The sequence below is a fragment of the Gordonia liuliyuniae genome (genome assembly GCF_021738805.1).
Taxonomy (GTDB): Bacteria; Actinomycetota; Actinomycetes; order Mycobacteriales; family Mycobacteriaceae; genus Gordonia; species Gordonia liuliyuniae.
On record NZ_JAKKOR010000007.1, the window covers coordinates 349,807 to 373,001 of the forward strand.

At 66.1% G+C, this 23,195-nt stretch carries 16 protein-coding genes; 1 reads left to right on the forward strand and 15 read right to left on the reverse strand.

Annotated elements, in window-relative coordinates; all coding sequences use genetic code 11:
- Window positions 1-49 precede the first annotated feature (49 nt).
- Window positions 50-520, reverse strand: a complete 471-nt coding sequence (locus tag L5G33_RS10495; RefSeq protein ID WP_236998113.1) for a DUF2231 domain-containing protein — start codon at window positions 518-520, stop codon at window positions 50-52.
- A gap of 65 nt (window positions 521-585) precedes the next feature.
- On the opposite strand from L5G33_RS10495, the gene L5G33_RS10500 reads away from it, so the two are divergent.
- Window positions 586-1,347: a TSUP family transporter gene (locus L5G33_RS10500; protein WP_236998223.1), complete on the forward strand. Its 762-nt coding sequence runs from the start codon at window positions 586-588 to the stop codon at window positions 1,345-1,347.
- Between the two features lie 46 nt (window positions 1,348-1,393).
- On the opposite strand, the gene L5G33_RS10505 is transcribed toward L5G33_RS10500, so the two are convergent.
- From L5G33_RS10505 to glf, 14 genes are all read right to left on the reverse strand, one after another.
- Window positions 1,394-1,714: a putative quinol monooxygenase gene (locus tag L5G33_RS10505; protein ID WP_236998114.1), complete on the reverse strand. Its 321-nt coding sequence runs from the start codon at window positions 1,712-1,714 to the stop codon at window positions 1,394-1,396.
- 8 nt (window positions 1,715-1,722) lie between these two features.
- Window positions 1,723-3,276: an acyl-CoA carboxylase subunit beta gene (locus tag L5G33_RS10510; RefSeq protein ID WP_236998115.1), complete on the reverse strand. Its 1,554-nt coding sequence runs from the start codon at window positions 3,274-3,276 to the stop codon at window positions 1,723-1,725.
- Window positions 3,273-8,534, reverse strand: coding sequence for a polyketide synthase Pks13 (gene pks13 / locus L5G33_RS10515; protein ID WP_236998116.1), 5,262 nt, complete (start codon window positions 8,532-8,534; stop codon window positions 3,273-3,275). The genes L5G33_RS10510 and pks13 overlap by 4 nt, the downstream gene beginning before the upstream one ends.
- Before the next feature lie 95 nt (window positions 8,535-8,629).
- Complete coding sequence (gene fadD32, locus L5G33_RS10520) at window positions 8,630-10,528, reverse strand: long-chain-fatty-acid--AMP ligase FadD32 (protein ID WP_236998117.1); 1,899 nt, start codon at window positions 10,526-10,528, stop codon at window positions 8,630-8,632.
- A 114-nt stretch (window positions 10,529-10,642) separates the two neighbouring features.
- On the reverse strand, window positions 10,643-11,650 hold the full coding sequence (locus L5G33_RS10525; protein ID WP_236998118.1) for an LLM class F420-dependent oxidoreductase: 1,008 nt from the start codon (window positions 11,648-11,650) through the stop codon (window positions 10,643-10,645).
- A 133-nt stretch (window positions 11,651-11,783) separates the two neighbouring features.
- On the reverse strand, window positions 11,784-12,761 hold the full coding sequence (locus L5G33_RS10530) for a cutinase family protein (protein ID WP_236998119.1): 978 nt from the start codon (window positions 12,759-12,761) through the stop codon (window positions 11,784-11,786).
- Window positions 12,762-12,765: 4 nt separating this feature from the next.
- Window positions 12,766-13,320 carry a hypothetical protein gene (locus L5G33_RS10535; protein WP_236998120.1) on the reverse strand — a complete coding sequence of 185 codons (555 nt, stop codon included), beginning with the start codon at window positions 13,318-13,320 and terminating at the stop codon, window positions 12,766-12,768.
- 107 nt (window positions 13,321-13,427) lie between these two features.
- Window positions 13,428-14,894 (reverse strand): alpha/beta hydrolase-fold protein, encoded by a 1,467-nt coding sequence (locus L5G33_RS10540; RefSeq protein ID WP_372476883.1) that lies wholly within the window; start codon window positions 14,892-14,894, stop codon window positions 13,428-13,430.
- Between the two features lie 286 nt (window positions 14,895-15,180).
- On the reverse strand, window positions 15,181-16,179 hold the full coding sequence (locus tag L5G33_RS10545; RefSeq protein ID WP_236998121.1) for an alpha/beta hydrolase: 999 nt from the start codon (window positions 16,177-16,179) through the stop codon (window positions 15,181-15,183).
- 328 nt (window positions 16,180-16,507) lie between these two features.
- Complete coding sequence (locus L5G33_RS10550; protein WP_236998122.1) at window positions 16,508-18,535, reverse strand: arabinofuranosyltransferase AftB family protein; 2,028 nt, start codon at window positions 18,533-18,535, stop codon at window positions 16,508-16,510.
- Window positions 18,522-19,445, reverse strand: coding sequence for a decaprenyl-phosphate phosphoribosyltransferase (locus L5G33_RS10555; protein ID WP_236998123.1), 924 nt, complete (start codon window positions 19,443-19,445; stop codon window positions 18,522-18,524). Before L5G33_RS10555 ends, L5G33_RS10550 begins: the two co-directional genes overlap by 14 nt.
- Window positions 19,446-20,027 carry a phosphatase PAP2 family protein gene (locus L5G33_RS10560; RefSeq protein WP_236998124.1) on the reverse strand — a complete coding sequence of 194 codons (582 nt, stop codon included), beginning with the start codon at window positions 20,025-20,027 and terminating at the stop codon, window positions 19,446-19,448.
- Window positions 20,008-21,918 carry a glycosyltransferase gene (locus tag L5G33_RS10565; RefSeq protein ID WP_236998125.1) on the reverse strand — a complete coding sequence of 637 codons (1,911 nt, stop codon included), beginning with the start codon at window positions 21,916-21,918 and terminating at the stop codon, window positions 20,008-20,010. Before L5G33_RS10565 ends, L5G33_RS10560 begins: the two co-directional genes overlap by 20 nt.
- Entirely contained in the window at window positions 21,919-23,118 is a 1,200-nt protein-coding gene (gene glf / locus L5G33_RS10570) for a UDP-galactopyranose mutase (RefSeq protein WP_236998126.1), read from the reverse strand.
- Between the last annotated feature and the right edge of the window lie 77 nt (window positions 23,119-23,195).

Consider the following 23,195-nt stretch of genomic DNA (forward strand, 5'->3'; position numbering starts at 1 on the left):
CCTGGCTTCGTCCGAGAGTTGAGACCACTATGTGGTCTCAACTCTCGGACTACATACCCCAGACGGCGCGGGACCCGGTGTCCCCTGCGCGGAAGACGAGGTAGACGGCAGCTATCGCGGCAGCGACGGCGAGGACGCGGGCGGCCGCGTCGACTGTCGTAACCGCCGACGGCGACAACCGGAGACGCCCGGCCACCAGCGGCAGCCCGATCAGGTAGAGGAGGGCCGCGGCGCCGAACAGACATCCGCTTCCGACGATCACGACGTCCCCCGCCGACGTGTGCTCGTCGACGGCAGGCGACGACAGACCGAGACGGTCCTCGAGATTCTCACCGGCCGTCGACGCGATCGGCGTGGCGATCAGGCCAACGAGCGCGAGGATCAACGGCATCGGCCCCATCCACGTACGCGCCCGCGGCCACAGGGCCGCGACGACCACGGCCAGAGCGGCCAACGGCACAATGACGACGACGAGGTGTACGACGAGCGGGTGCAACGGCAGACCATCGATGGTGTCCATAGCCGAAAGCTAAGCAGCCCCGCGAACGGGACGCTGGGTAATCTGTGAACGTGGATCTGCCGAGCATGCCGCTGCTGTCACTTCTCGTCGGCGGAGCTCTCGTCGCGGGATGGATGGACGCCGTCGTTGGAGGGGGCGGTCTCGTCCTGCTTCCGCTGCTCCTCATCGCGTTCCCCAACGCCGTACCCGCCGCGGCCCTGGGCACTAATAAGCTGACCGCGTTCTGGGGGACTGCGACCGCCGCTGTTCTGTATCTGCGGAGAGTTGAGGTGAATCGCCGAATCGTGGCGATCAGTGTGCCGCTCGCGGGTCTGTGCGCCGTCGGCGGAGCACTCGCCGCATCGGCCGTCAGCTCGGACATGATGCGCCCGTTCGTCATCGCCGCGATGCTCGCCGTCGGCGCATTCGTCGCACTGCGCCCCCAGTTCGGCGCCACCCGTGAATCGTTCGCACCGGTGTCGCGCACACGGTTCATCGTCGCCGTGTGCACGCTCGCCGTGATCGGCTTCTACGACGGCGTGTTCGGCCCCGGTACCGGACTGTTCCTAATCATCACGCTCACCGCGCTACTGCATCAGAGCTTCCTGCAGTCGGCGGCGATGGCGAAAGTCGCCAACACCGCCACCAACGTCGGCGCGCTCGCCGTGTTCGCGTCCCAGGGCCACGTGATGTGGCTGCTCGGCGCGATCCTCGCCGTCGCCAACATCGCCGGCTCCGTCGTCGGTTCCCGACTCGTCCTCGGCAGCGGAACCAAGATAGTCCGCTACGCGCTGCTTGTCATCGTGGTCGTCATGGCAGCGAAACTCTCCTACGACCAGTTCACGTAGTCTCGCCGCACACCCGATCCAGCTGCAGGGCCGGTCTAGCTGCAGTTCAGTCGATCTGCAGCTCGCCCATCGCATCCCAACCGTCGCCGTCGACCTGACGGGAGAGGATCTTCGGCGTCGACACGAGATGCGGACGCATCGACTCCAGTCCCTTCGCGAAATGATCGCTGCTCACATGAGGGCCTGCACCGTCGTCGGTGAACGCCTCGACGAGGACGTACTCGTTCGGGTCCTCGATGCTGCGCGACCACTCGAACCACAGGTTCCCCGGCTCGGCACGCGTCGCGGCGGTGAACTCGGCGACTTCCTCGGGGAATCGCTCGGCGCTCGCGGGCTTGACCTGGAACTTGACGACGATGAAATACACGGGCTCTCCTAGATCGGCATCAGGTAGTGCTTGCGCTCAGTGCGGATGACCTGCTTGTCGCGCAGCTGGGCGAGAGCCTTACGGAGCTGCAGACGCGTCTGGGCCGGCTCGATCACAGCATCGATGTAACCCTTCTCCGCCGCCAGGTACGGGTTCGCCATCATCACGTTGTAGAAGTCGACGAAATCCCGACGCACCTTGTCCGCGTCGGCGACCGACAGGCCCTCCGTCTGACGGCGGGTCAGCATGACCGCAGCCGACTCGGCGCCCATCACCGCGATCTTCGCCGTCGGCCACGCGAAGTTGATGTCGGCGCCCAACTGCTTGCAGCCCATCACCGCGTACGCACCGCCGTATGCCTTCCGCAGCACGACCGTCACTTTCGGCACATCGGCTTCGACGTACGCGTACAAGAATTTGCCTGAACGCCGGATCGTGCCCTTCTGCTCCTCGACGACGCCCGGGAGGATTCCGGGAGTGTCCACCAGGAACACGAGCGGAATGTTGTAGGCGTTGCAGATGCGGACGAAACGGGTCGCCTTCTCCGACGCGTCCGTATCCAACGTCCCCGCCATGACGTTCGGCTGATTCGCGACGACGCCGACGCTGTGTCCGTCGATACGGGCGAAGCCGGTGAGGATGTTCGGCGCGAAGATCTCGGCTACCTCGTGGAACGCGCCGTCGTCGAACAGCCGCAAAATGATGTCGTGCATGTCGTAGCCGGCGTTGTCGCTGTCGGGCATGAACTCGTTGAGGCTGAGATCCGACTCGGTGATCTCCGGCTCCAGACCGGGGTTGATGACCGGCGGCTGCTCGTACGCGCTCGACGGCATGTACTGCAGGTACTCGCGGACCCAGTCGAATGCGGCCTTCTCGTCCGCAGCGACGTGATGGATGTTTCCCCAGCGGGCCTGGTTATGGGCGCTGCCGAGATCCTCCGCCGAGATCTCCTCGCCATTGACCGCCTTCAGGATATCCGGCCCCGTGACAAACATGTAGCTCTTGTCCTCGACAGCGACCAGGACATCGGTGTTGGCAGGCGTGTAAACGGCGCCGCCCGCACACTTTCCGAGGATCACCGAGACCTGCGGCGCCAGACCCGACAGCAGGTCGTTGCGTCGACCCATCTCGGCGTACCAGGCCAACGAGGTGACCGCGTCTTGGATGCGCGCGCCCGCCGAATCGTTGATGCCGACCATCGGACAGCCCAGTTTGCTCGCCCACTCCATCAACGTCGACACCTTGCGGCCGAACATCTCGCCGACGCTGCCGCCCATGACCGTCTGGTCGTGGCTAAACGCGGCGACCGGTCGGCCGTGCACCAATCCGTGTCCGGTGACGACACCGTCGCCGAAGCCGCTCTCATCCGCGCCGGGAGCCTTCACCAGTGCGCCGATCTCGACGAACGTCCCCTCGTCGAACAGCATCTCGAGTCGCTTACGCGGAGAGAAGATCCCCTTCTTCTCCCGCTTGGCCACGGCCCGCTCGCCGCCCGGTTCCTCGGCGATCGCGAGCTTGCGTCGCAGCTCGGTGAGCTTTCCGGCAGTCGTATTGTCTGTCACGCTTTCTCCAGTCTTTCCATACGCGCGCTCAGATCGGCGGCGACCTTCGCGATATGTGGCTCGTCGACGATGCCCAGGTGATCTCCACCGATGTGCAGGATCTCCAGATCGTCGACGACTTCACCCCACCGGCCGTCTTCGTCGATCTCCGCCCACTGCGGTTCCAGCTCGATCGCGCCGTCGTGCATCTTGTCGGCGCGGTACAGGACCACCTTGCCGTCGTAGCGCGACGGCTTGATGTTGCTCAACACACGGTTGTCGATGAACGACGTCCGTTGATGCTCGATGATCCCACCCGGGATCTTCGCGTCCGACATCGCCATCATCTCCATGATGATCGCGAACTGCTCGTCGTCGTCCGCTTCGACGAGACGATCCATCGGGACCGGAATGTTCTCGTCCAGGCCGTAGGTCCGGACCGCGAACGTCTTCCACCGCTCGAGCCGGGCCCGCTTGTTCTCCGGGGTGTCCGGCACCTCCGTCCGAGGACGCACCACGTCGATGAGGCCGACGAATGACACTTCCTCGCCAGCCGCCCGCAACATCTGCGCGGCGCCGTACGCCAGTCCGCCGCCCAGGGACCAACCGACGAGGACGTACGGTCCGTGCGGCTGGATCTCGCGCAGCTTCGGCATGTACTGCTCGACGCGCTCCTCGATGGACCCCTCCACACGGTCGAACCCGATCACCGGCACGTCCTCCGGCAGACGCTTCACCAACGCCTCATACGCCGTCGTGTTGCCGCCCGCCGGATGGAACAACAGCATCGGTGTCGGGTCGCCCGCCGCACCCGAGAAGACGTGCTGCGGCTTCCCGTCCTTCGTCGGCACCCGCAGGTAACGCACGAATCCGTCGATGTCGCCCGCGTCGTCCATCTGCTGCCGCACATAGTCGGACAGTTCCTCGATGGTCTCGGAGTCGAGGACGTCCTCGACATCGACCTCGCCGCCCGTCCGCTCATTCAGGCGCTCAGTCAGTTTCTGCGCCGTCGCCTCGTCGAGCACCGGCAGCTTGTTGAAGACGCCGCCCGCCGACTTGCCGGTCACCACCGCGTACGCACCGAACGTGAGACGCTCCGCGGCATCGCGCGGCGGGACATCCGAGCCCGCCGCCTCCGCTACCGCAGCCTGCGACGAGATATCCGTGGACTCGAGGTCTCCACTCTTCTCAACAGGCGGGGTGAGCTCTGCAGACGGGGCGGGCACTACCGGCGTGGACTCAACCGACGTGGCCTCGACCGACGGGGCCTCGACCGGCGGGGCGGAGGATGCGGGGGCGGCCTCCTCCTTCGCGATCTGCTCGTCGATGTAGGCGTTGAGTGCCACGGTGTCCAGTTCGCCGCCGTTCGCCGCCTCCTCGTTGAGGGTGTCGAGCTGGTCGCGGTGCGTCACCGCGAACTGCACGAACTTCTCGACGTCCGACAGGTTCGCCTGCCGCATCGCCTGCAACTGAAGCTGCGGGATATCGAACTCGTACTCGACTCGGTTCTTGATGCGGACCGCCATCAACGAGTCGAGGCCCAACTCGATGAGCGCGATCTCGCGCGGCAGATCCTCCGGGTCATAGCCCATCGACTCGCCGACGATGATCGCGAGACGGTCGCCGACGCTCTGCCCCGAGTTCGGGCTCCACTTGTCGCCGATGTCGTCGACGACGACCACATCGTCAGGTCTCGGCTCTGCTCGATCGGCAGGCACCTCAGATCTCGGCTCCGCTCGATCAGCGAGCGTCTCTCGATCAGCGAGAGGAGACGCACCAGCGGTGACGGCGGCTTCGAACAGCAGCGCGTGGCCGCCGCTCGCATCGGCGTGGACGGCGAGCGCACCGCCGCCCGGATGCTTGGTGAACGTCGTCGTGACCGTGCCCTGTGCCGGGATAGGTCGCACGGACTCGGTCGCCACGACCGCGGCTTCCGCCCCGAGGACCTGATTCGCCGCGGCGAGCACCAGCTCACGCGGATCGGTGACCGCCGACGCGTTGACCTCCCACGCGTGGCGGCCGTCGGGCAGCCCGACGTGCGATCCGGGGGCCGTACCGGCACCCGACCCGCTCGCGATGCTCCCGGTCAGCCAGTGCGGCTTGCGGTCGAACCTGGTGCGCGGAATCTCCGCGAACGACACGTCGTGGCCCGAACCGAACAGCGACGCCACGTCCACCGGGTGACCGTGCACGTACAGCTTCATCAGCGCGTTGACCAGGCCGTAGCTCTCATCCTCCTTGCGGCGGAGAGTCTCGACGAGTTCGGCGTCGTGCACCCCGGCGCCGAAGGTCGTCGCCGCGACCGAGATGAGGACGGCCGGATTCGGTGACAGTTCGACGAACGTCCGATGACCGGCCTCCACCGACTTCGCGATCGCCTGCGCGAACCAGACGCTGTGGCGGAGTCCCTTGAGGAAGTAGTCAATCGTGTGGATCGGCTCGTGACCGGACCGGTAGAACGCTTCCCGGTCGACCGAACTGTAGATGCCGACCGCCAGACGCTGCGGCTCGATCCCGGTGATCTCGTACGAGAGCTCGCCGAGCAGCGGATCCATCTGCGACGTGTGGCTCGCGCCCTTCGTCTGCAGTTTGCGCCCAAGCTTGCCCTCCGACTCGGCGCGCTCGACGATCGCGTCGACCTGCGGCTCCGGTCCACCGATCACGGTGTGGGTCGGCGCCGCGTAGACGCAGATCTCCAGGTCTGGGAAGTCGACGAGGACGTCGTTGATGTCGTCGGCGCTGTACTCGACGAGCGCCATCAACCGGATATCGTCGCCGACGAGCATCGACTCGCCCTCGCCCATCAGACGCGAGCGCTGGCAGATGACACGTGTCGCATCCTCCAGCGAGAGACCGCCGGAGAGGTAGGCGGCCGACGCCTCGCCCATCGAGTGCGGGACGAGGACACCCGGCTGAGCTCCGTAATGCCGCATGGTGTCGGCGAGCGCCACCTGAATCGTGTAGATGCCGATCTGCGCCGTCTCGATTGCGTACGTCTGCTCGTCGTCGAGGAAGATCTCGACCATCGAGTAGCCGAGTTCGCGTTGGATCAACGCATCGACCCGGTCCGCGTACTTCGCGAACACCGGGTTCTCGGTGTACAGCTGTTTGGCCATCTTCCGATGCTGGGAGCCGAAACCCGACAGCAGCCAGACTGCCGACGCTGCGTCGGGTGCGTCGCACGTGTACACGAACGGCAACTGCTTGCCGTCCGCGACGGCCCGCACCCCCTTGACCGCGTCCTCGTACGAGCGCGCCATGACGACCGACCGTGTCCGACCGTGATTACGGTGTGCGAGGGTTCGACCGATGTCGACGAGCGGGGTGGCCTTGCCCGCATCGGATTCGAGCCACTCCAAGAGGTCGGCGGCACTCTTGCGACGGCGCGACGCGAGGAATCCGGAGATCACGAGCGGCACCACGGCGCCCTCTGCGGCAGCCGGTGCGAAGCCTTCAGCCGGATCGGCCTCGGCGACGGCGACCGGTTCGGGGGCCGTCTTCACCTGCGCGGCCAGCACGGCGCGCTCGGCCTCGGTGAGGAAGTCCTCGTCGTCGTCCAATTCCTCGTCGACGACAGGCGCAGCCACAGCGGGCGCCGCATCGACGACAGTGGAGGCGAGATCGGACGGCAACACCTCACGAACCACGAGGTGCGCGTTGGTGCCGCCGAAACCGAAGCCCGACACACCCGAGATCGCGTGCCCCGAGTACCGCGGCCACGCCGAGTTCTCGGTCACGACCTTCAGGTTCGTGGTCTCGAACTGAATGTACGGGTTGGGTCCGACGTAGTTGAGCGACGCCGGGAGCTCGTCGTGTTGCAGCGAGAGCACGACCTTGGCGAGCGCGCCCGCTCCGGCCGCCGCCTCCATGTGACCGAAGTTGGTCTTCGCCGAACCGAGCAGCATCGGATAGCCCGGCAGACGTCCACGCCCCACGACGCGGCCGAGCGCATCGGCCTCGATCGGGTCGCCGAGCACCGTTCCGGTCCCGTGCGCTTCCACGTAGTCGACCGTCCGCGGGTCGATGGCCGCATCGGTGTACGCCGACCGCAGAACCTGGACCTGGGCTTCGGGGTTGGGCGCGAAGATGCCGTTCGACCGGCCGTCCGAGTTCACCGCACTGCCCGCGACCACCGCGAGCACGCGGTCGCCGTCGGCCCGCGCATCGGCGAGCCGCTTGAGCACGAACACGCCGCCGCCTTCCGAACGGATCATGCCGTCCGCGTCCGAGGAGAACGCCTTGATGCGACCGTTCGGCGCCATCGCGCCGATCTGGTCGAAGCCGAGCGTCGCGGCAGGCGTGATCAGCATGTTGACGCCGCCCGCGATCGCGACGTTCGAGTCACCGCTGCGCAGGCTGCGCACCGCTTCGTGCACGGCGACCAACGACGACGAGCACGCTGTGTCGATGGCCAGCGACGGCCCGTGGAAATCGAAGAAGTACGAGACGCGGTTCGCGATGATCGACGTCGCGGTACCGGTCAACGCGTACGCCGCCGTCTCGCTGGCGCCCTCGCTCAGGCCGAGCGTGGCCAGCAACTGATAGTCGTTGGTTGACGTGCCCATGAACACGCCGACCTGGCCGCCGCGCAGATCGCTCGCCGGGATGTGGGCGTGCTCGAGGGCCTCCCACGTCAACTCCAACGCGAGACGCTGCTGCGGGTCGACGTTCTCCACCTCGCGCGGCGACATCTGGAAGAAGTCGGCGTCGAAGCCTGCGACGTCGTCGAGGTAGCCGCCCTGCACGTTGCCGTTCTCGATGGCTTCCGCCAGACGAGGGTCGGCCTTGAACTCGCGCCAGCGGTCATCCGGCAGATCGGAGATGCCGTCGACACCGCCGATGAGGGCCTGCCATGTCGAATCCGGTGTCTCGCCCGCCTTGGGGAAGCGGGTCGCGAGACCGACGATCGCGATGTCGTCGGCGTCGTCGCGCTCACGCTCCCAGAAACGGTCGGCGTCGACGTCGACGTCGGCTTCGGGATCGCCTTCGATGATGCGGGTCGCCAGCGACGCGATCGTCGGATGGTTGTAGACGGCCGTCGCATTGAGGATGACGCCCGTCTTGTCTTCGACGTCGGCCGCGAGCGCTACCGCGTCACGCGACGAGAGGCCGAGCTCCTCCATCGGACGTTCGACGGGGATCGTGTCGATGGGCTGGCCGACCGCGTTCGCGACCCACTGGCGCAACCAGTCCCGCAACTCGTCGACGGTCAGGCCGCCGGCGGTCTCGCCAGTGTTCTCGGGGTCACCGGACGCACCGGTTGCAGTGTTCTCAGACATCGTTCCTCACCCTACTGCTCGGTCCCCGACCCGTGGTAACAGACAAGCCCGGTACGTCGTGGCTACTGGCGACGCACCGGGCCGGTCGACTGCTTCTACTCGCCCGCGTCCGGGAACGCGGTCTGCTGGTAGCCGCCGCGCAACGTGCCGTCGATGTAGGCGGCCTTCGTGGCACGGCGCGCGATCTTGCCGCTGGACGTACGCGGAATGGAGCCGTTGGGGACCAACAGGACGTCGCGCGCCATCACGCCGTGGCGGCCGGCGATCGTCGCGCGGACCGCGTCGGCGACCTCCCGCGGGTCGGCCTTGCGCCCGGGACGTTCGGCGACGATGACGAGCTGCTCGGACGCGTCGTCCGCGTCGCGCGCCAGACCGCTGAAGTCTCCTTCGAAGACCTCGTCGGGCAGTTGGTTGGCGGGCACGGCGAATGCGGCCACGAAGCCCGGACGGATCGCGACGCTCGCCTCCTGGGCGCTGCTCTCGAGATCTTGCGGGTAGTGGTTGCGGCCGTCGACGATCACCAGGTCCTTGACCCGACCGGTGATGTAGAGCTCGCCGTCGTAGTACACGCCGTAGTCGCCGGTGCGCATCCAGGTGCCGTCGGCCGGGACGCCCTCTGCGTGGCTGCCCTCGGGCAACGGGTTCGCCAACACGTTGTGGAACGTCTCACGGGTCTCCCCGTCCTTGTTCCAGTAGCCGACGCCCATGTTGATTCCGTGCAGCCAGATCTCGCCGACCCGGCCGTCCGCGAGCTCGGTAGCCGACTCGTGGTCGACGATCACCGCCCACTCACTGAGTGCGACCTGCCCGCACGAGACCTGTGCCACCGAATTGTCGGTGCCTTCGGCGACCTCGACGAACTCGCCTGCGTTCAGCTTGTCACGGTCGACATAGCTGATCTTCGCCTTGTTGTCGCGCTGCGTCGCAGACACGAACAGAGTGGCCTCGGCCATGCCGTAGCACGGCTTGATCGCCTTCTCGGACAGCCCGTAGGGCGCGAACGCTTCGTTGAACTTGCGCATCGAACTGACCGTGACCGGCTCGGAGCCGTTGATCAAGCCGATGACGTTCGACAGGTCGAGTTCTTCGCCGTCCTTGGGCAACCCGCGCGCGGCGGCGTGCTCGTACGCGAAGTTCGGGGCGGCGGCGAAGGTCGGCGAGTTGTCGGCGTCTGCCGCCAACTCCTTGATCCAGCGTCCGGGACGACGGACGAAGGCCATCGGGCTCATGATCGTGATGTATCGGCCGCCGAGCGCGGGCAGGATCACCGTGAGCAGACCCATGTCGTGGAACATCGGGAGCCAGGTGACGCCGCGTGCGTTGCGGTCGATCTCGATGCAGTCGTAGATCTGCAGGACGTTGGCCGCGACCGCCTGATAGGTGATCTCGACGCCTGCGGGCACCCGCGTGGAGCCCGACGTGTACTGGAGGTAGGCGACTGATTCGAGGTTGTTTCGGCTGGCCTCCGGCGGGGTCCACGCCGAACCGACAGAGTCGGGCACGGCGTCGACGGCGATGACGCGCGGACGATCCCTGGCGGGCCGGTCGGAGAAGAAGTCACGGACCGCTTCGGCCGACTTCGTCGAGGTGAGGATGGCCGCCGGCTGGCAGTCGGCGAGGACGCCCACGAGCCGGTCGGTGTGGCCGGGTTCGTCCGGGCTGAACAGCGGGACGGCCACGGTGCTCGCGTACAAGGATGCAAAGAAGCCGATCACGTACTCCAACGACTGGGGCGCGAGGATTGCGACGCGGTCGCCCGGCTTCGTGACCTGCTGCAGGCGCGCCGCGACGGCGCGCAACCGCTTACCGAACTGCGCCCACGTGAGGTCGATCGCCTCGCCGTCACGTTCGCGACTGAAGTCCAGGTACCGGTAGGCGAGGGTGTCGCCGTTCTCCCGGACGTTGCGCTCGACGTAGTCGACGAGGGTCGCGTCGTCCTCGAAACGAAGATTGCCGGTCTCGTCGAGGAACTCCTCGAGCTCGTTGTTCAGCATCCATTACTCCTGTATCCGCGGCTCACGGCCGCGGTGTCCGGTGTGTTCGTCACGTGCTCGACGGCGCGGTTCGACCCGCGCCGGTCCCCGTTCACACGCAAAACCTCGTTGATTCTACTCTCCCCGTAGAAGCGGGATGACGGGTGCGAAAGCATCCATCTGCGTCGGGAAGATCCCCACATAGCTCATGGTGGTCCGGCGACGGACCTCGCGGATCTGCTCGGCGATCTCCTCGAACGTGCCGAACGCCAGGTACGGCGACGACAGGATGTCGTCGACGCCGAGTTCGACGTCGCGTGCGATGTTCGGCGGATATCCCTGTTCGAGCGCCTTGAGCGCCATCTCGGCGGTCGCGACTCGGTCATCTGTGACGACGATCGTGGCGATCGTCCAGTTGAGTTCGATCTCGTCGAACCGGTCGCCTGCGGCTTCCCGGATCCGGTCGACGCGTTCGATCGTTTTGGCGATCGTCATGTCCGACAGTCGCAGCAGGCCTTCTTTGGTGGTGCCGGTCGCGACGGAGATGATGTCGGCGTGCTTGGCCGCCAACGCCAGCATCTTCGGGCCGCCGCCACCGACCGCGATCGGCGGGCGCGGGCCCTGACGCGGCCGGGGTGTGCCTTGCAGACCGTTGATTTGATAGAACTCGCCGTCGAAGTCGACGGTCTCGCCGCGCATCAGAGCATCCAGGATGGTCAGCGCCTCGTCGAGCCGTCGGATGCGTTCGCCCGGGGTGCCGAACTCGATGCCTGCCTTGTCGAACTCCTCTTTCATCCAGCCGGAGCCGATACCGAGCTCCAGACGCCCCTTCGACAGGACGTCGATGGTCGTCGCCTCCTTCGCTAGGAGGGCGGGATGACGGAAACCGTTGGCGAGGACAGAGGTGGCGAGCCGAATCGTGCTGGTCGCCTGGGACAACGCCCCGAGTGCGGCGAGCGGGCCGACCTGGTTTCCGAGGTGGTCGGGGATCGCGAACGTGTCGTACCCGTACTCTTCGGCGGTCTGGGCGAGCTTGACGAACTTGCGCGCGCCGCCCTCGTCCTTGTTCCCTTCACCGCCTGCACCGAAACGAAACTTACGCAACCCGTCGGCGTTATGCGTCGCCGAGTCCGAAGTACTCACGAAGCGTCTCCTCGTCTCAGGTGTGCCCGGCCGGACGGCCGGGGCCTCAACCCGAGCAGATTACCGCAGGTACACCGCGTCTTCCCAACCAAGCAGCGTGATCGGGCACAGGACTCGGCGGGAAAGTTACCCGTCAGTTCTGTCGGTTGATCAGACTAGCGGCCCAATCGGCCATCCACTCCGTCGCCGGAGCACCGTCGAGTTCCCAGTACCGGGTGGTCGCGTACATGGCGTGAACAGGATTGTTCGCGGCATCGGCGAACTGACCGATGGCCTTGAGCGGTGCGGTGACAGTCGGCGCATCACAGATCAGATCGCCCTTGGCACAGATCGAATACGTGCGGTCGGCGAGTGTGCCGAATCCGCCCGACCGGGCGCCACTCATCGTGGTGCCGGGCACGAGCGACCCGAATCCGCCGAGCGACACCTCGGCACCGACGCCGTCCGGGCTAGGCCCCACATCGTGCTGTTGGCCGGATTGGCGACGGCCGTCGGCGATCAGTCCGACGCCGAGGACGAGATCCTGATCCTGTGCAGACAACGGTCCACGATCGTTGCCGATGTCGGAGGCGATGTCACCGACGATGACGGCGCCCTGGGAGAAGCCCATCAACACATACTTGGTGAGCGGGCAGTGCTCGGAAGTCTCGGCGATCTTCTCCTCGGCGCGCTTGCGTCCCTGCGCGCGCGACGTGTTGTAGGTGGCCTGCCGGTCGCCGAGGTTGGCTGGGTTCCGGAACTTCGCCATGTACGGCACGGTGTAGACGTCCACGGTGCTCTCCGGGAACTGTTCCTGAAGTTGCGAACTGACCTTCAGCATCAGTGAGCGCTTGTTGGCCGTCGGATCGTGCGGGTCGTCGTTCGCCTTCGACTCCCAGGTGCCGGGCACGACGAGCGCGAGCACGTCCGAGCAGTCGGCGGGTTGGGTGTCGGGGCGTTCCGGCGCACCCGAACTCGGCGGCGGGGTCTTCCCGCCCGGTTCGGGCGGTGGCGGCTTCAACAGCACGAACAACAGGACCGCCACCAGTGCGACGGCGACGAGCCCGAGGAACGCGACGATCAACGCGACTTTCCCGAGACGGCGGGAAGCGGATCCCTTTCGTTTTCTCACCTGGTCAGCAGAGCTTACGATCGGCGGCGTTGATCACCTTGGCCGCCTGCCCTTTCGCCTGCGCCTCACCATCGGTCATTGGGCCGATCGCGGCAGTGACGAACGCCTTGATCATCGTCGAATCAGTCTTCTGTGCACGCTGGGCGCACACGTACTGCCCCATGGTGAGTGCGACGTTGTTGTCGGTGTCGCCCATGAACTCGACGTTCTGACGTTTGAGTTCGGCCAGGTACTCCTTCTCCGCGCTGGTCAGCTTGGAACCGCTCGGCGTGGTGACCCCGGGGAAGTTCTTCGGCACCTTGGTCGAGGTGTTGGGTTCGGTGTCGGGCGCCGACGAACTGGCGCGCGAGGCACCGTCCTCGGCCTCCTTCGAGGCTTCCTCGTCAGCGGACGACTTTGACGCGAGCGACGAGTCGGATGCGTCGACCGACGTCGTGGTGACGGCGTCAGTGCCGATCGGGGCGCTCGTTGTCGTCGAGTCGTTGCACGCCGCCAACGCACCCACGGCGATCACTGCAAGACTCGTGATCGCCGCGACGCGGAAGAACTTCACACTCATGGTTGCGACCTTACCTGCATCGACAGTCGGAATCGGGGCCCGAACGGGACCCCACGCCGAAGGCACGGACAATCCTCAGGGAGCGTTCAGACACGCGGTGCCCCAGGTCACTCGACCCGCGCGCCCGTCTGCGGCGTCCACACGATCTTGCCGCGTTCGAAGGTGTTGTACTTGACGCCGTCCCGCCCGGTCTTCTCGTCGGACGTCGGAAGGCCGAGCCGCTCCATGGTCGGGACGTAGACGCCGCCGATCGCTCCGCCCACCACCTTGGGCCCCTTCGGACCGGTGAAGATACGACCGTTGCGGAAGTCCTGCGCCCGCCCGCCGGGCACCGCGTACTCGGGGGTGAGGCAACCGCCGAGCCCGCGAATCTGCGGAGCCTTCTTGAAGGCGTCGCCCACGGTGCACGCAACCTTGTCGCCCGACAGTCCGAGTGCGCCGGCCACCTGCGGCCATGCCTGGACCATCTCGAACTGCCAGTACGGCCACGTGTGGGTGCCAGACGGCCGGTAGACGGCCTGCCCGTGGATCCCCAGGCGGCCCAACTTGGACGCGAACTGCTGGCTGGTGACGCGCGAGAGGACTTCCAGACCGACACCCGAGTAGTTGGTCGCGAGCAGCGGGATGTCGGACGGCTTGTCGTGCGGGCCGACGACGCCATTGCCGGACGAGATGTACAGGCTGGTGCCCTTCAGCTTGTCGGCGAGCAGATACGGGTCGTGTTCCTTCCACGCGGGATCGCTCGGCGGGCCGAACATCTTCGCCGAGTCGTACCCACCGCCGTCGCGCACCGCGAACTGGATCGCCTGCGGCATGCCGTACGACGTCAACTGCAGGATGCCCGAGAACGAGCCGGCGAACTTGTAGAAGCCGGGATTCCGCGCGGCGAGCATCATCGCCGCACTGCCACCCATCGAGAGGCCCTCGACGGCGCGGACGTCGGTCGAGCGCCAATCGTTCTCAAGGATCGGCGGCAGCTCCTTGGTCAGGAACGTCTCCCACTTGTAGTTCTTGCCGCGGTCGGGCTCTTTCCAGTCCGTATAGAAGCTCGACTCGCCGCCGACCGGGAGAACCACGTTGACGTTCTTATCGGCGTAGAACTGCTCGACGTTGGTGTTGATGATCCAGCCGCTCTGGTCGTCCTGCGCACGCAGACCGTCGAGCATGGTCAGCTGCGGGAACTTCGCGGCGGGCTTGGCGAACCAGTCGCGGGCCAACAGCATCTGCACCTGGATGTCAGTGTTCATCGCAGGCGAATGCACCCACAGCGCGACGCGGTGCGCCGAGTACCAATTGACCTTCGTCACCGTCGCAGGCGCCGTCGGCTTGGCGGCCGGAGTGTTGTCTGCGCGCTTCTTCGACCGATCGTTCTTCTTCGATCGATCGTTCTTCTTCTCGGGCGCCTTCTTCTCCGGAGTCTTCTTTTCCGGTTTCGGCGCGACCTGCGTGGTCGGCGCCGGGTTCGGGTCGGCATGCGCGATCGGCGCACCGCCGACCACGAGTGTCGCGCTCGCGGCCACAGCCACCGCCGCCACGACCTTGCGCGGCATGGCCGCCGTCTTCCAGATCTTCACTTCGTGCTCCTCGAGGTGCCCCGGGTTCGTCTCCGCGCGCTGTTCGCGCACGCGTGTCTGAGGTTTTTCTACACTGAAGGTAGAGGGTTTTGTGCGCGCCACGCTGTTACTCGTGTGAATTGTGTGACTAATGTTTCATACGGTTCGCGGCGACCTGGGGTTTTACTGATCGTCCAGTCGACTCTCGCGTGTCGCCACACGGATACGTCGACGGGACGAGCCCACAAAAAGAACGAGGCGCCTCCCGTACGGGAGGCGCCTCGTCGTGAAGCGAGTCAGACTCGGATCAGCGGAAGAATCCGCGGTGCAGTGCGTTCCACACCATGTCCTGCCAGTAGCCCCAGGCGTGGGTGCCGTTGGCGTAGTAGGTCATCGGACGCAGTCCCTGGACCGTCGCACTCAGTTCGAAAGCCTTCGTCTGGGCGAATGCCAGGAGCTCCAGCGGGGTGCCCTTGAAGAAGTCGTCGATGACGTTCTGCGGGTAGTTGTAGCGACCGAACAGACCGTTGCCGGCACCGATGTACAGCTTGAGGCCGCGCAGCTGGTTGATGATGCGTGCCGGGTCGTTGGCGGCCCAGCGGGGGCTCCACGGAGCGCCCCACATCGAGTCGATGTTCCAGGGCGCCGGTGCGACGTCGAGCATCGCGACACGGAGCATGGTGCGCATGCCCGGAGCGGTCAGGAAGTTGTAACCCGACAGCGAGCCGGCTGCGTAGTAGAGGTCCTTACGCTTCGCAGCGTGGACGAGCGCGGCGCTACCGCCCATGGACAGGCCCATGATCGCGTACTTGTTGCGCTTGCCCTTGAAGCCGCGGCTGCGGAGAGCGGGCACCAGGCGGTTGTCGATGACGCAACCCCACATGTACCGCTTCTTCTGGCCGTTGAAGTTCGAGGGCGCATCCCAGTTGGTGTAGAAGCTGTTCGGCCCGCCGACCGGCTCGACGACGTTGACGCCGTGGTTCACCAGGTTCTGAACGTTGCTCTCGATCTCCCAGCCACTGCGGTCGTACCGGGCACGCATGCCGTCGAGCAGGATCACGGTGCGCTGGTTCGAGTTCTTCTTCCAGGCACGGACCTTGACCTTGCCCGGAGCCATCGACTTGTTGCCGAACGCGCCGTTAGTCGGCATTCCGCAGGCGTCGATCCAAAACTCCTGGAACCCCGGGGCGGCGTCTGCCTTGCCCGAACCGATGGCCGTGCTCATCATGCCCAGCGCGGTGACGACCGCGAGGACGACCGCCGTCACCTTGCGCCCGAGGCGCCGCGTGCTCTTCGCTTCACGCATTGACTGAAATCTCCCTAACGTTGTTCCGACCCGGAGGTGGGCTCCCCACCCTCGGACCTTCTGTCGGCCGGTGCCTCTCGCGATTCACTCACGCCACATCCGCATCGGATGGACGAAGCTTATCGGGAGCAGCACCCCAACCCAAACGCTGTGATTCGAATCACGCGTGTCGGTACTGGTGCAGCCATCCGATTCGCATTCGACCCACGGGGGTCGAACCTTGTCACACTTTTATCGATCGATCGGGAAAGGACGTTACCGTTTCGAGATCATCGACGGCAAGCTCTTGTCGTATCTCTCACTCATATAGATCACAGGCTCCGCTTCGTTACTTCTCATCGAGGTTCGCGGGCATCGGCAGCCCGCACCGCAGGATCTCGTACTCGGGCTGGCGAGCGATCCGGTACCCGTTGAAGTGCAGCGAGTCGGTCAGATTGGCCTTGAACCGCGCGAACGTCCACGTGTCCTGATATGACGCGAATCGCTCTTGCGTGTCGGGGCACTTCAACGCGGCCCGTGCCAACTTCACCTGATCCCTCGACATATACGCGGGCAGGCCCGGCCGAGTGATCACCCCACCCGATTCGGCGACGACCCATGCACTCGACAAGTCCTTGTCGTGCCCGATGCGTCCGTCCTCCAGACGCGCCGTGTGCGCGGCGAGCGGATACGCCAGACCCATCTGGTCGACGACTCGGACGTCCAACGGCGCGTTCATGCTCGTCATACCGAGGTTGAGGAAGTAGACGGTGGTCTGTCGCGGGACACCCGGCGGCATCTTGTCGGGCAGCGCCGCGACGTACCACTCGTCGAAGTTCTGCGACGGCAGGATGATGCCGCCCGTCTTGTGCACTTCACGGATCGTCTCGACCATCGCGTTCATGCGCGGATATTCGAGGTAGTCCTCCGCCGTCACCGGGTTCTCGTTCGCCATGTTCGTGACGTAGAAGGTTCGTTCGTCGACGATGCCGTTGCGGCCGATCGTAGTTCCCGCATTGGGCAGGGTGTTCGCGTGGACGGCGACACCCCACCAGACGGTGGCTCCGACACCGGCGAGGACGGCGACCGCTGCCGCGAGCCGCAGCTGTCCGCTGCGGGTCCGCACAGTTGCCGGAACGACGACGGGAACCACCATGACCGGCAGCAGCAGAATGAACAACGGGGTGAGCAGGACACGGCCGTGCATGAAGTCGCCGCCCTGACGCACCCAGTAGACCGACAGGATCAGTCCCGCGACGAGCATCGTCGCGACGACTGCGCGGGAACTCTGACAGCCGGTCGACAGTGAAGAAGCACGCCGGACGAACCGTTCACGCGACGACGGCGCAGCGTGATCGTCGAGAACCTCGGGGAGGTCGTCGTCACGCTCGGCCGACGGGCCGCCCCCGGCCACGCCGTCGGCCTCCTCGACGGTCGTGGACCGATTCAGGAGGGCGACCGCGGCCAGCAGCACCCCGACGACCGCCGCGATGATCACCGGCAGCAGAAGGGCGTACGGGCCGAACAGGTTGCCGAGGTACTGCAGGCCCTGCGACCACTTGGACCCGCTGGCGTCCTTGGCTATCGCCGGGTTGGGGACGAGCACCGCGTAGTAGCCCATGCGGAAGATCTGGTAGCCGACGGGCAGCGCGCCTGCGACGACGACCATCGCGACCCGCATCTTCCAACTGATCTGCGAGCAGAAAAGGAGCAGCAGGACGAGGACGCCGACGATGGCGCCCTCGGGACGGATCAGCGGCGCGAGGCCCGCGGTGAACGAGAGAAGCAGGAAGGCGGTCCGCGACCACCGGGTCGGTTCGCTGCCGCGGCGATGCGCCCACGCGATCAGCTGACACCAGAGCGCCGCGACCCAGAAGATCGTCAGTCCGTTCTCCAGGCCGGACGTCGCGAAGTCGCGGGCGGGCGGTATCGCGATGTAGACGATCGCGCCGAGCGGCAGCAGCAGACCGAAGCCTGCTGACGTGACTCGCGCGCCGTAGAGGCGCGCCGTGCCGTACATGGCGAGCGGGATCGCGGACACCGACAGGATCAGCGCCACCCAGAGCGCGACGTACTCAGTGTGCTCGGCTCCGGTGACCCACGAGAAGAACCACATGATGTAGGTCCACGCCGTGGACGTGTTCGCTTCGACGCGCTCGCCCGCGTTGAACACGGGGCCGTTCCCGGCGAGCAGGTTGCGCACCGTGCGCAGCACGATCAGTCCGTCGTCCGCGATCCATCGGCGCTGCCAGGCGCCGATCGCGAACAGCACGGTCACCGCGATCGCACCGATCGAGAAGCTCGCGACCGGCGCGATCAAGCGGCTGCCGTTCAGGCGGTCACGCAGTGAGGAACGCTCTGTCTCAGACCGGGACATAGACGGCCACAGCCACGAGAACCACCCACGCCACGGCGAGTGCCTGCAGCACCCGGTCGCCGAGCGCGACTTCTTCGGGCTCGCCGGCCTGGCCACCGTCGACGTCGACCGCGTAACGCAGGATCGCGATGGTGAACGGCACCATTGAGATCGCGTAGAAGACGTTCTCCTCGTGGCTGGCGTCGAACGCCCACAACCCGTAACAGAGGACGACGGCGGTCGCCGACAGCGTCCAGACGAAACGCAGGTAGGTGGTCGTGTAGTACTGCAGCGACTTGCGGATCTTCGCACCGGTGCGCTCGGCGAGCTGCAGTTCTGCGTAACGCTTGCCCGCAGCCATGAACAGCGAACCGAACGCCATCACGAGCAGGAACCACTGCGACAGACCGTCCGGTAGCTCGGCGGCCACACCGCCGGCGATCGCACGGAGCAGGAAGCCAGACGAGACGATGCAGACGTCGACGACGGCCTGATGCTTCAGCCCGAAGCAGTAGCCGAGCTGAATCAACAGGTAGACGGCGATGGTGACGGCCGTCTGCCAGTTGGCCAGGAAGGCGATGCCGACAGATGCGACGGCGAGCACTACGGCGAGCGCGAACGCGAGATTGCGGGGCACCACGCCCGCCGCGATCGGCCGGAACCGCTTAGTCGGATGCGCGCGGTCGGCTTCGACGTCGAGTGCGTCGTTGATCAGGTAGATCGAAGACGCGACCAGGCAGAAGGCGACGAAGGCGATACCGACACGTCCCATGGCCGCACCGTCGGTCAGCGTGTCGCTGCCTGCGGCCATCGGGGCGGCCAAGACCAGGACGTTCTTGACCCACTGCCGGGGACGCAGCGCCTTGATCAGTCCCGCCGGAAGACTCTTCGGCGGACCGGTGACGCCGGTGTCGTTCGGCTCCTCGCTCATCTACTGCTCCTCGTATTTCGCATCGGCGGCGATGACCGCTCCGGCCGTGAGCGCCCCGACGATCGCACCCGCAGCCACATCGGAAGGGTAATGGACACCGAGCACCAAACGTGAAACGAGCATGGGCGGCACCAGCGCGGCGGGCAGCGCGGCGGCCGGCAGACCGGCGGCTCGGCCCAGCAGGATCGCGGCGGCCGTCGTCGACGTGGCGTGGCTCGACGGGAAGCTCAGCTTGCTCGGCGTGCCGACTCCGACGCGGATGTCCGGGTGGTTCGGACGACGTCGTCGCACGATCCGCTTGATGACGACGGATGCGGCGTGCGCGGTGAACGCTCCCGCTCCGGCCTCGACATAGCGTCGACGTGTGATGGCGTCACCTCGGCGGTGTGCGGCGAGCGCGCCCGCGCCGGCGAGCGCGAGCCAGCCGAGGGAGTGCTCGCCAACGTGGGAGAGCCCGCGCGCGCCCGACAGAACGCCGGGCCGGTCGGCGATGGCCGACTGGACGGCGACAAGCAGCGCGGCCTCGCCGCGAGCGGGCTCGTCGCTGCCGTTGCCGTTCAACTCAATCGATTCCGAAGACACGCGCCCAACTCTCTTTGCTCACCAGGTCGTCGTGCGCGTTCCGATACTCGACGCGCATGTCATCGAAGCGGTCGCGCAATTCCTTGACGAGATCGGCCGATTCACGGCCGAGCGCGATCATCGTGTCGCGGTCGCGTTTACGGTAGACGACGCCGCGGCCGTCCGCCGTCGTGACGGTGACGCCGTCGACGCGACCGAGGGAGAACCAGCGGGCCTCGATCGGCGGATAGTTGGCCTGCGGCACCTCGTGGTGGCGTGGGTCGGCTGGACGCGCGTTGTTGACGATCGCCTTCACCAAGGTCTTGACCTTGGCGGCCTTGCCCTCAGGGACGGCCACACCGAACGCGGTCGCCTCGCCGGAGGTCCGCGGCAGTTCCTGCGCGGACGGCAGGACGACGGCGTCCGGGTACTGCTTTCGGATGCCCGCGACCTTGCCGAGCGCGGTCGGCAGGATCGACCGGATGTGGTCGGGTCCGGCGAGGAAGTCGCGGATCGCCTCGTTCTGGATGGCGACCGTCGAGTACTCGAGACACAACAGATGTTTCGCCGTCGCCTTGGCCATCGACTTGAGGATGCCGTCGATCGAGCCGTCGGTGTACATCGATGCGACGACGAGCCGGTTCCGCAGGTGGAAGTACGCCTGCCAGTCGATGGCGTCGTCCTTGTCGCTCCACGCCATGTGCCAGATCGCGATGCCCGGGACGGTCGCCGTCGGGTAGCCGGCCTTGGCCGCGCGGAGCGCGAACTCCCAGTCGTCCCACTTGATGAACAGCGGGAGAGGTAGTCCGATCGTTTCGGCGACTTCGCGCGGGTACATGCACATCCACCAGCCGTTGCCTTCGACGTCGATGCGTCGGTGTAGGTGCTGTGAGTTCTCACGGTCGGTGAGCGGGTACTTGGCGAAGTTGTGGTCGTACTCCACGTGCGGCGCTGCGGTCCACATGAACTTGTTGCGGTCGATGACTTCGCCCATGCAGTGCAGGTGGCTGCGCTCCTGCAGGTTGAGCATCTGGCCGCCGACGAGCATCGGGCTCTTCGCGAACCGCGACATGGCGAGGGCACGCAGGATCGAGTCGGGCTCGATCATGATGTCGTCGTCCATGTACAGGATGTACGGGCTGTCGGTGAGGCGAAGCGCTTCGTAGAGGATGCGCGAGTAGCCACCGGATCCGCCGAGGTTGCCCTGGTCGAAGATGCGCAGACGGTCGCCGAGCGCAGTCGCGGCCTCGGTGTATCCGGGCTCGTCCACGACCTTCTTGGTGCCCTGATCCGGCATGATGACGGCGTCGATCACTCCGTCGACGAGCGGGTCCGACGTGAGCGCGGCCAGTGCCGCGACGGCGTCGGTCGGACGGTTGAAGGTGGGGATTCCGACGGTGACGCCCGCGCGGTCGTCCCCGGCGGGTTCGATCGTCGCGTACCAGCCCGCCGACACGATCTCGGTCTCGGTGTCGGTCGTGACGTCGAACCAGATCCAGCCGCCGTCCTCGAACGGGCCGAGATCAGTCTCGAGTTCGATGACTCCGGTCCCGTCCTCGCCGATCTCGACGAGGTCGCCGCCGACACCGATACGCGAGCCGTCGATCTTCGATCGGTACAGGTCGACGCGGGCGGTGCCGGTGACTTCCACTCGGAGGACCACAGATTCCAGGACGCTCCAGCGCCGCCAGTACGACGCGGGGAACGCGTTGAAGTAGGTCGCGAAGCTCGCCTCCGAGTCCGCGCCGATCATGACGCTCGTCCGGTTCGGCGCGTGGGCGCGGCCGCTGTTGGTCGACGCCTCTTCGAGGTACAGCGATCGCACGTCGAGCGGTTCACCGGGCCGCGGGAAGATGACCCGCTGCAGAAGACTGACGGCTGTGCTCTGCGTTCCCGTTTCCGAGTTGCTCATCTACTCCGCTCCCGACGCCAGCGGCGCACCGTCGCGCAGGTGCGGGGCCAGCGTGTTGTCGAACATGGTCAGTGCACTGGCGATCGCCATGTGCATGTCGAGGTACTGATATGTGCCCAGACGTCCGCCGAACAGGACTTTGGAGTCGGTGGTCTCGAGTTTCGCGAGCTCGCGGTAGGCGGCGAGCATCTCGCGGTCGTCCGGGGTGTTGATCGGGTAGTACGGCTCGTCGTCGTCGTTGGCGAAGCGGCCGAACTCGCGCATGATTACGGTCTTGTCGGCCGGGTAATTCTTGCGTTCCGGGTGGAAGTGGCGGAACTCGTGGATGCGCGTGAACGGGACGTCGGCGTCGTTGTAGTTCATGACGGGCGTGCCCTGGTAGTCGCCGGTCGGCAGGACTTCGGTCTCGAAGTCGAGAGTTCGCCAGCCGAGTCGGCCCGCCGAGTAGTCGAAGTAGCGGTCCAGTGGGCCCGTGTAGACGATCGGAGCGTCAGGGTTCGCGGCGCGTAGGTCGTCGCGAACATCGAACCAGTCGGTGGACAGGCGGACAGTGATCTTCTCGTCGGCCGCCATGTTCTCCAGCCACGCGGTGTAACCGTCGACGGGCAGGCCCTCGTATGTGTCGTTGAAGTAGCGGTTGTCGAAGGTGTAGCGGACCGGCAGGCGGGTGATGTTGCCTGCGGGCAGGTTCTTCGGGTCCGTCTCCCACTGCTTGGCGGTGTAGTGCTTGATGAACGCCTCGTACAGCGGGCGGCCGACGAGGCTGATCGCCTTCTCCTCGAAGTTCGCGGCCTCGGCAGACTCGATCTCCGCCGCCTGCTCGGCGATCAACGCGCGCGCCTCGTCGGGCGAGAAGTATCGACCGAAGAACTGGGAGACCAGGCCGAGTCCCATGGGGAACTGGTACGCCTGACCGCCGTGCATCGCGAACACGCGGTGCTGGTAACCGGTGAAGCCGGTGAACTGGTTGACGTACTCCCACACCCGCTCGTTGGAGGTGTGGAAGAGGTGGGCGCCGTACTTGTGGATCTCGATGCCCGTCTCCGGCTCAGCTTCGGAGTACGCGTTGCCGCCGATGTGATCGCGGCGGTCCAGGACGAGCACCCGCTGTCCGAGCTGGGTCGCTGCGCGCTCTGCCACGGTCAGGCCGTAGAACCCGGAGCCGACGACGATCAGATCGAATTCACTGTTGTTCGTCACAACAGGTCAGGGTAACGGACCGAACCTGAGTATTCGCCGAGCACGCGGCCGGGCGGGCGGCAGATCACAGTCTCAAC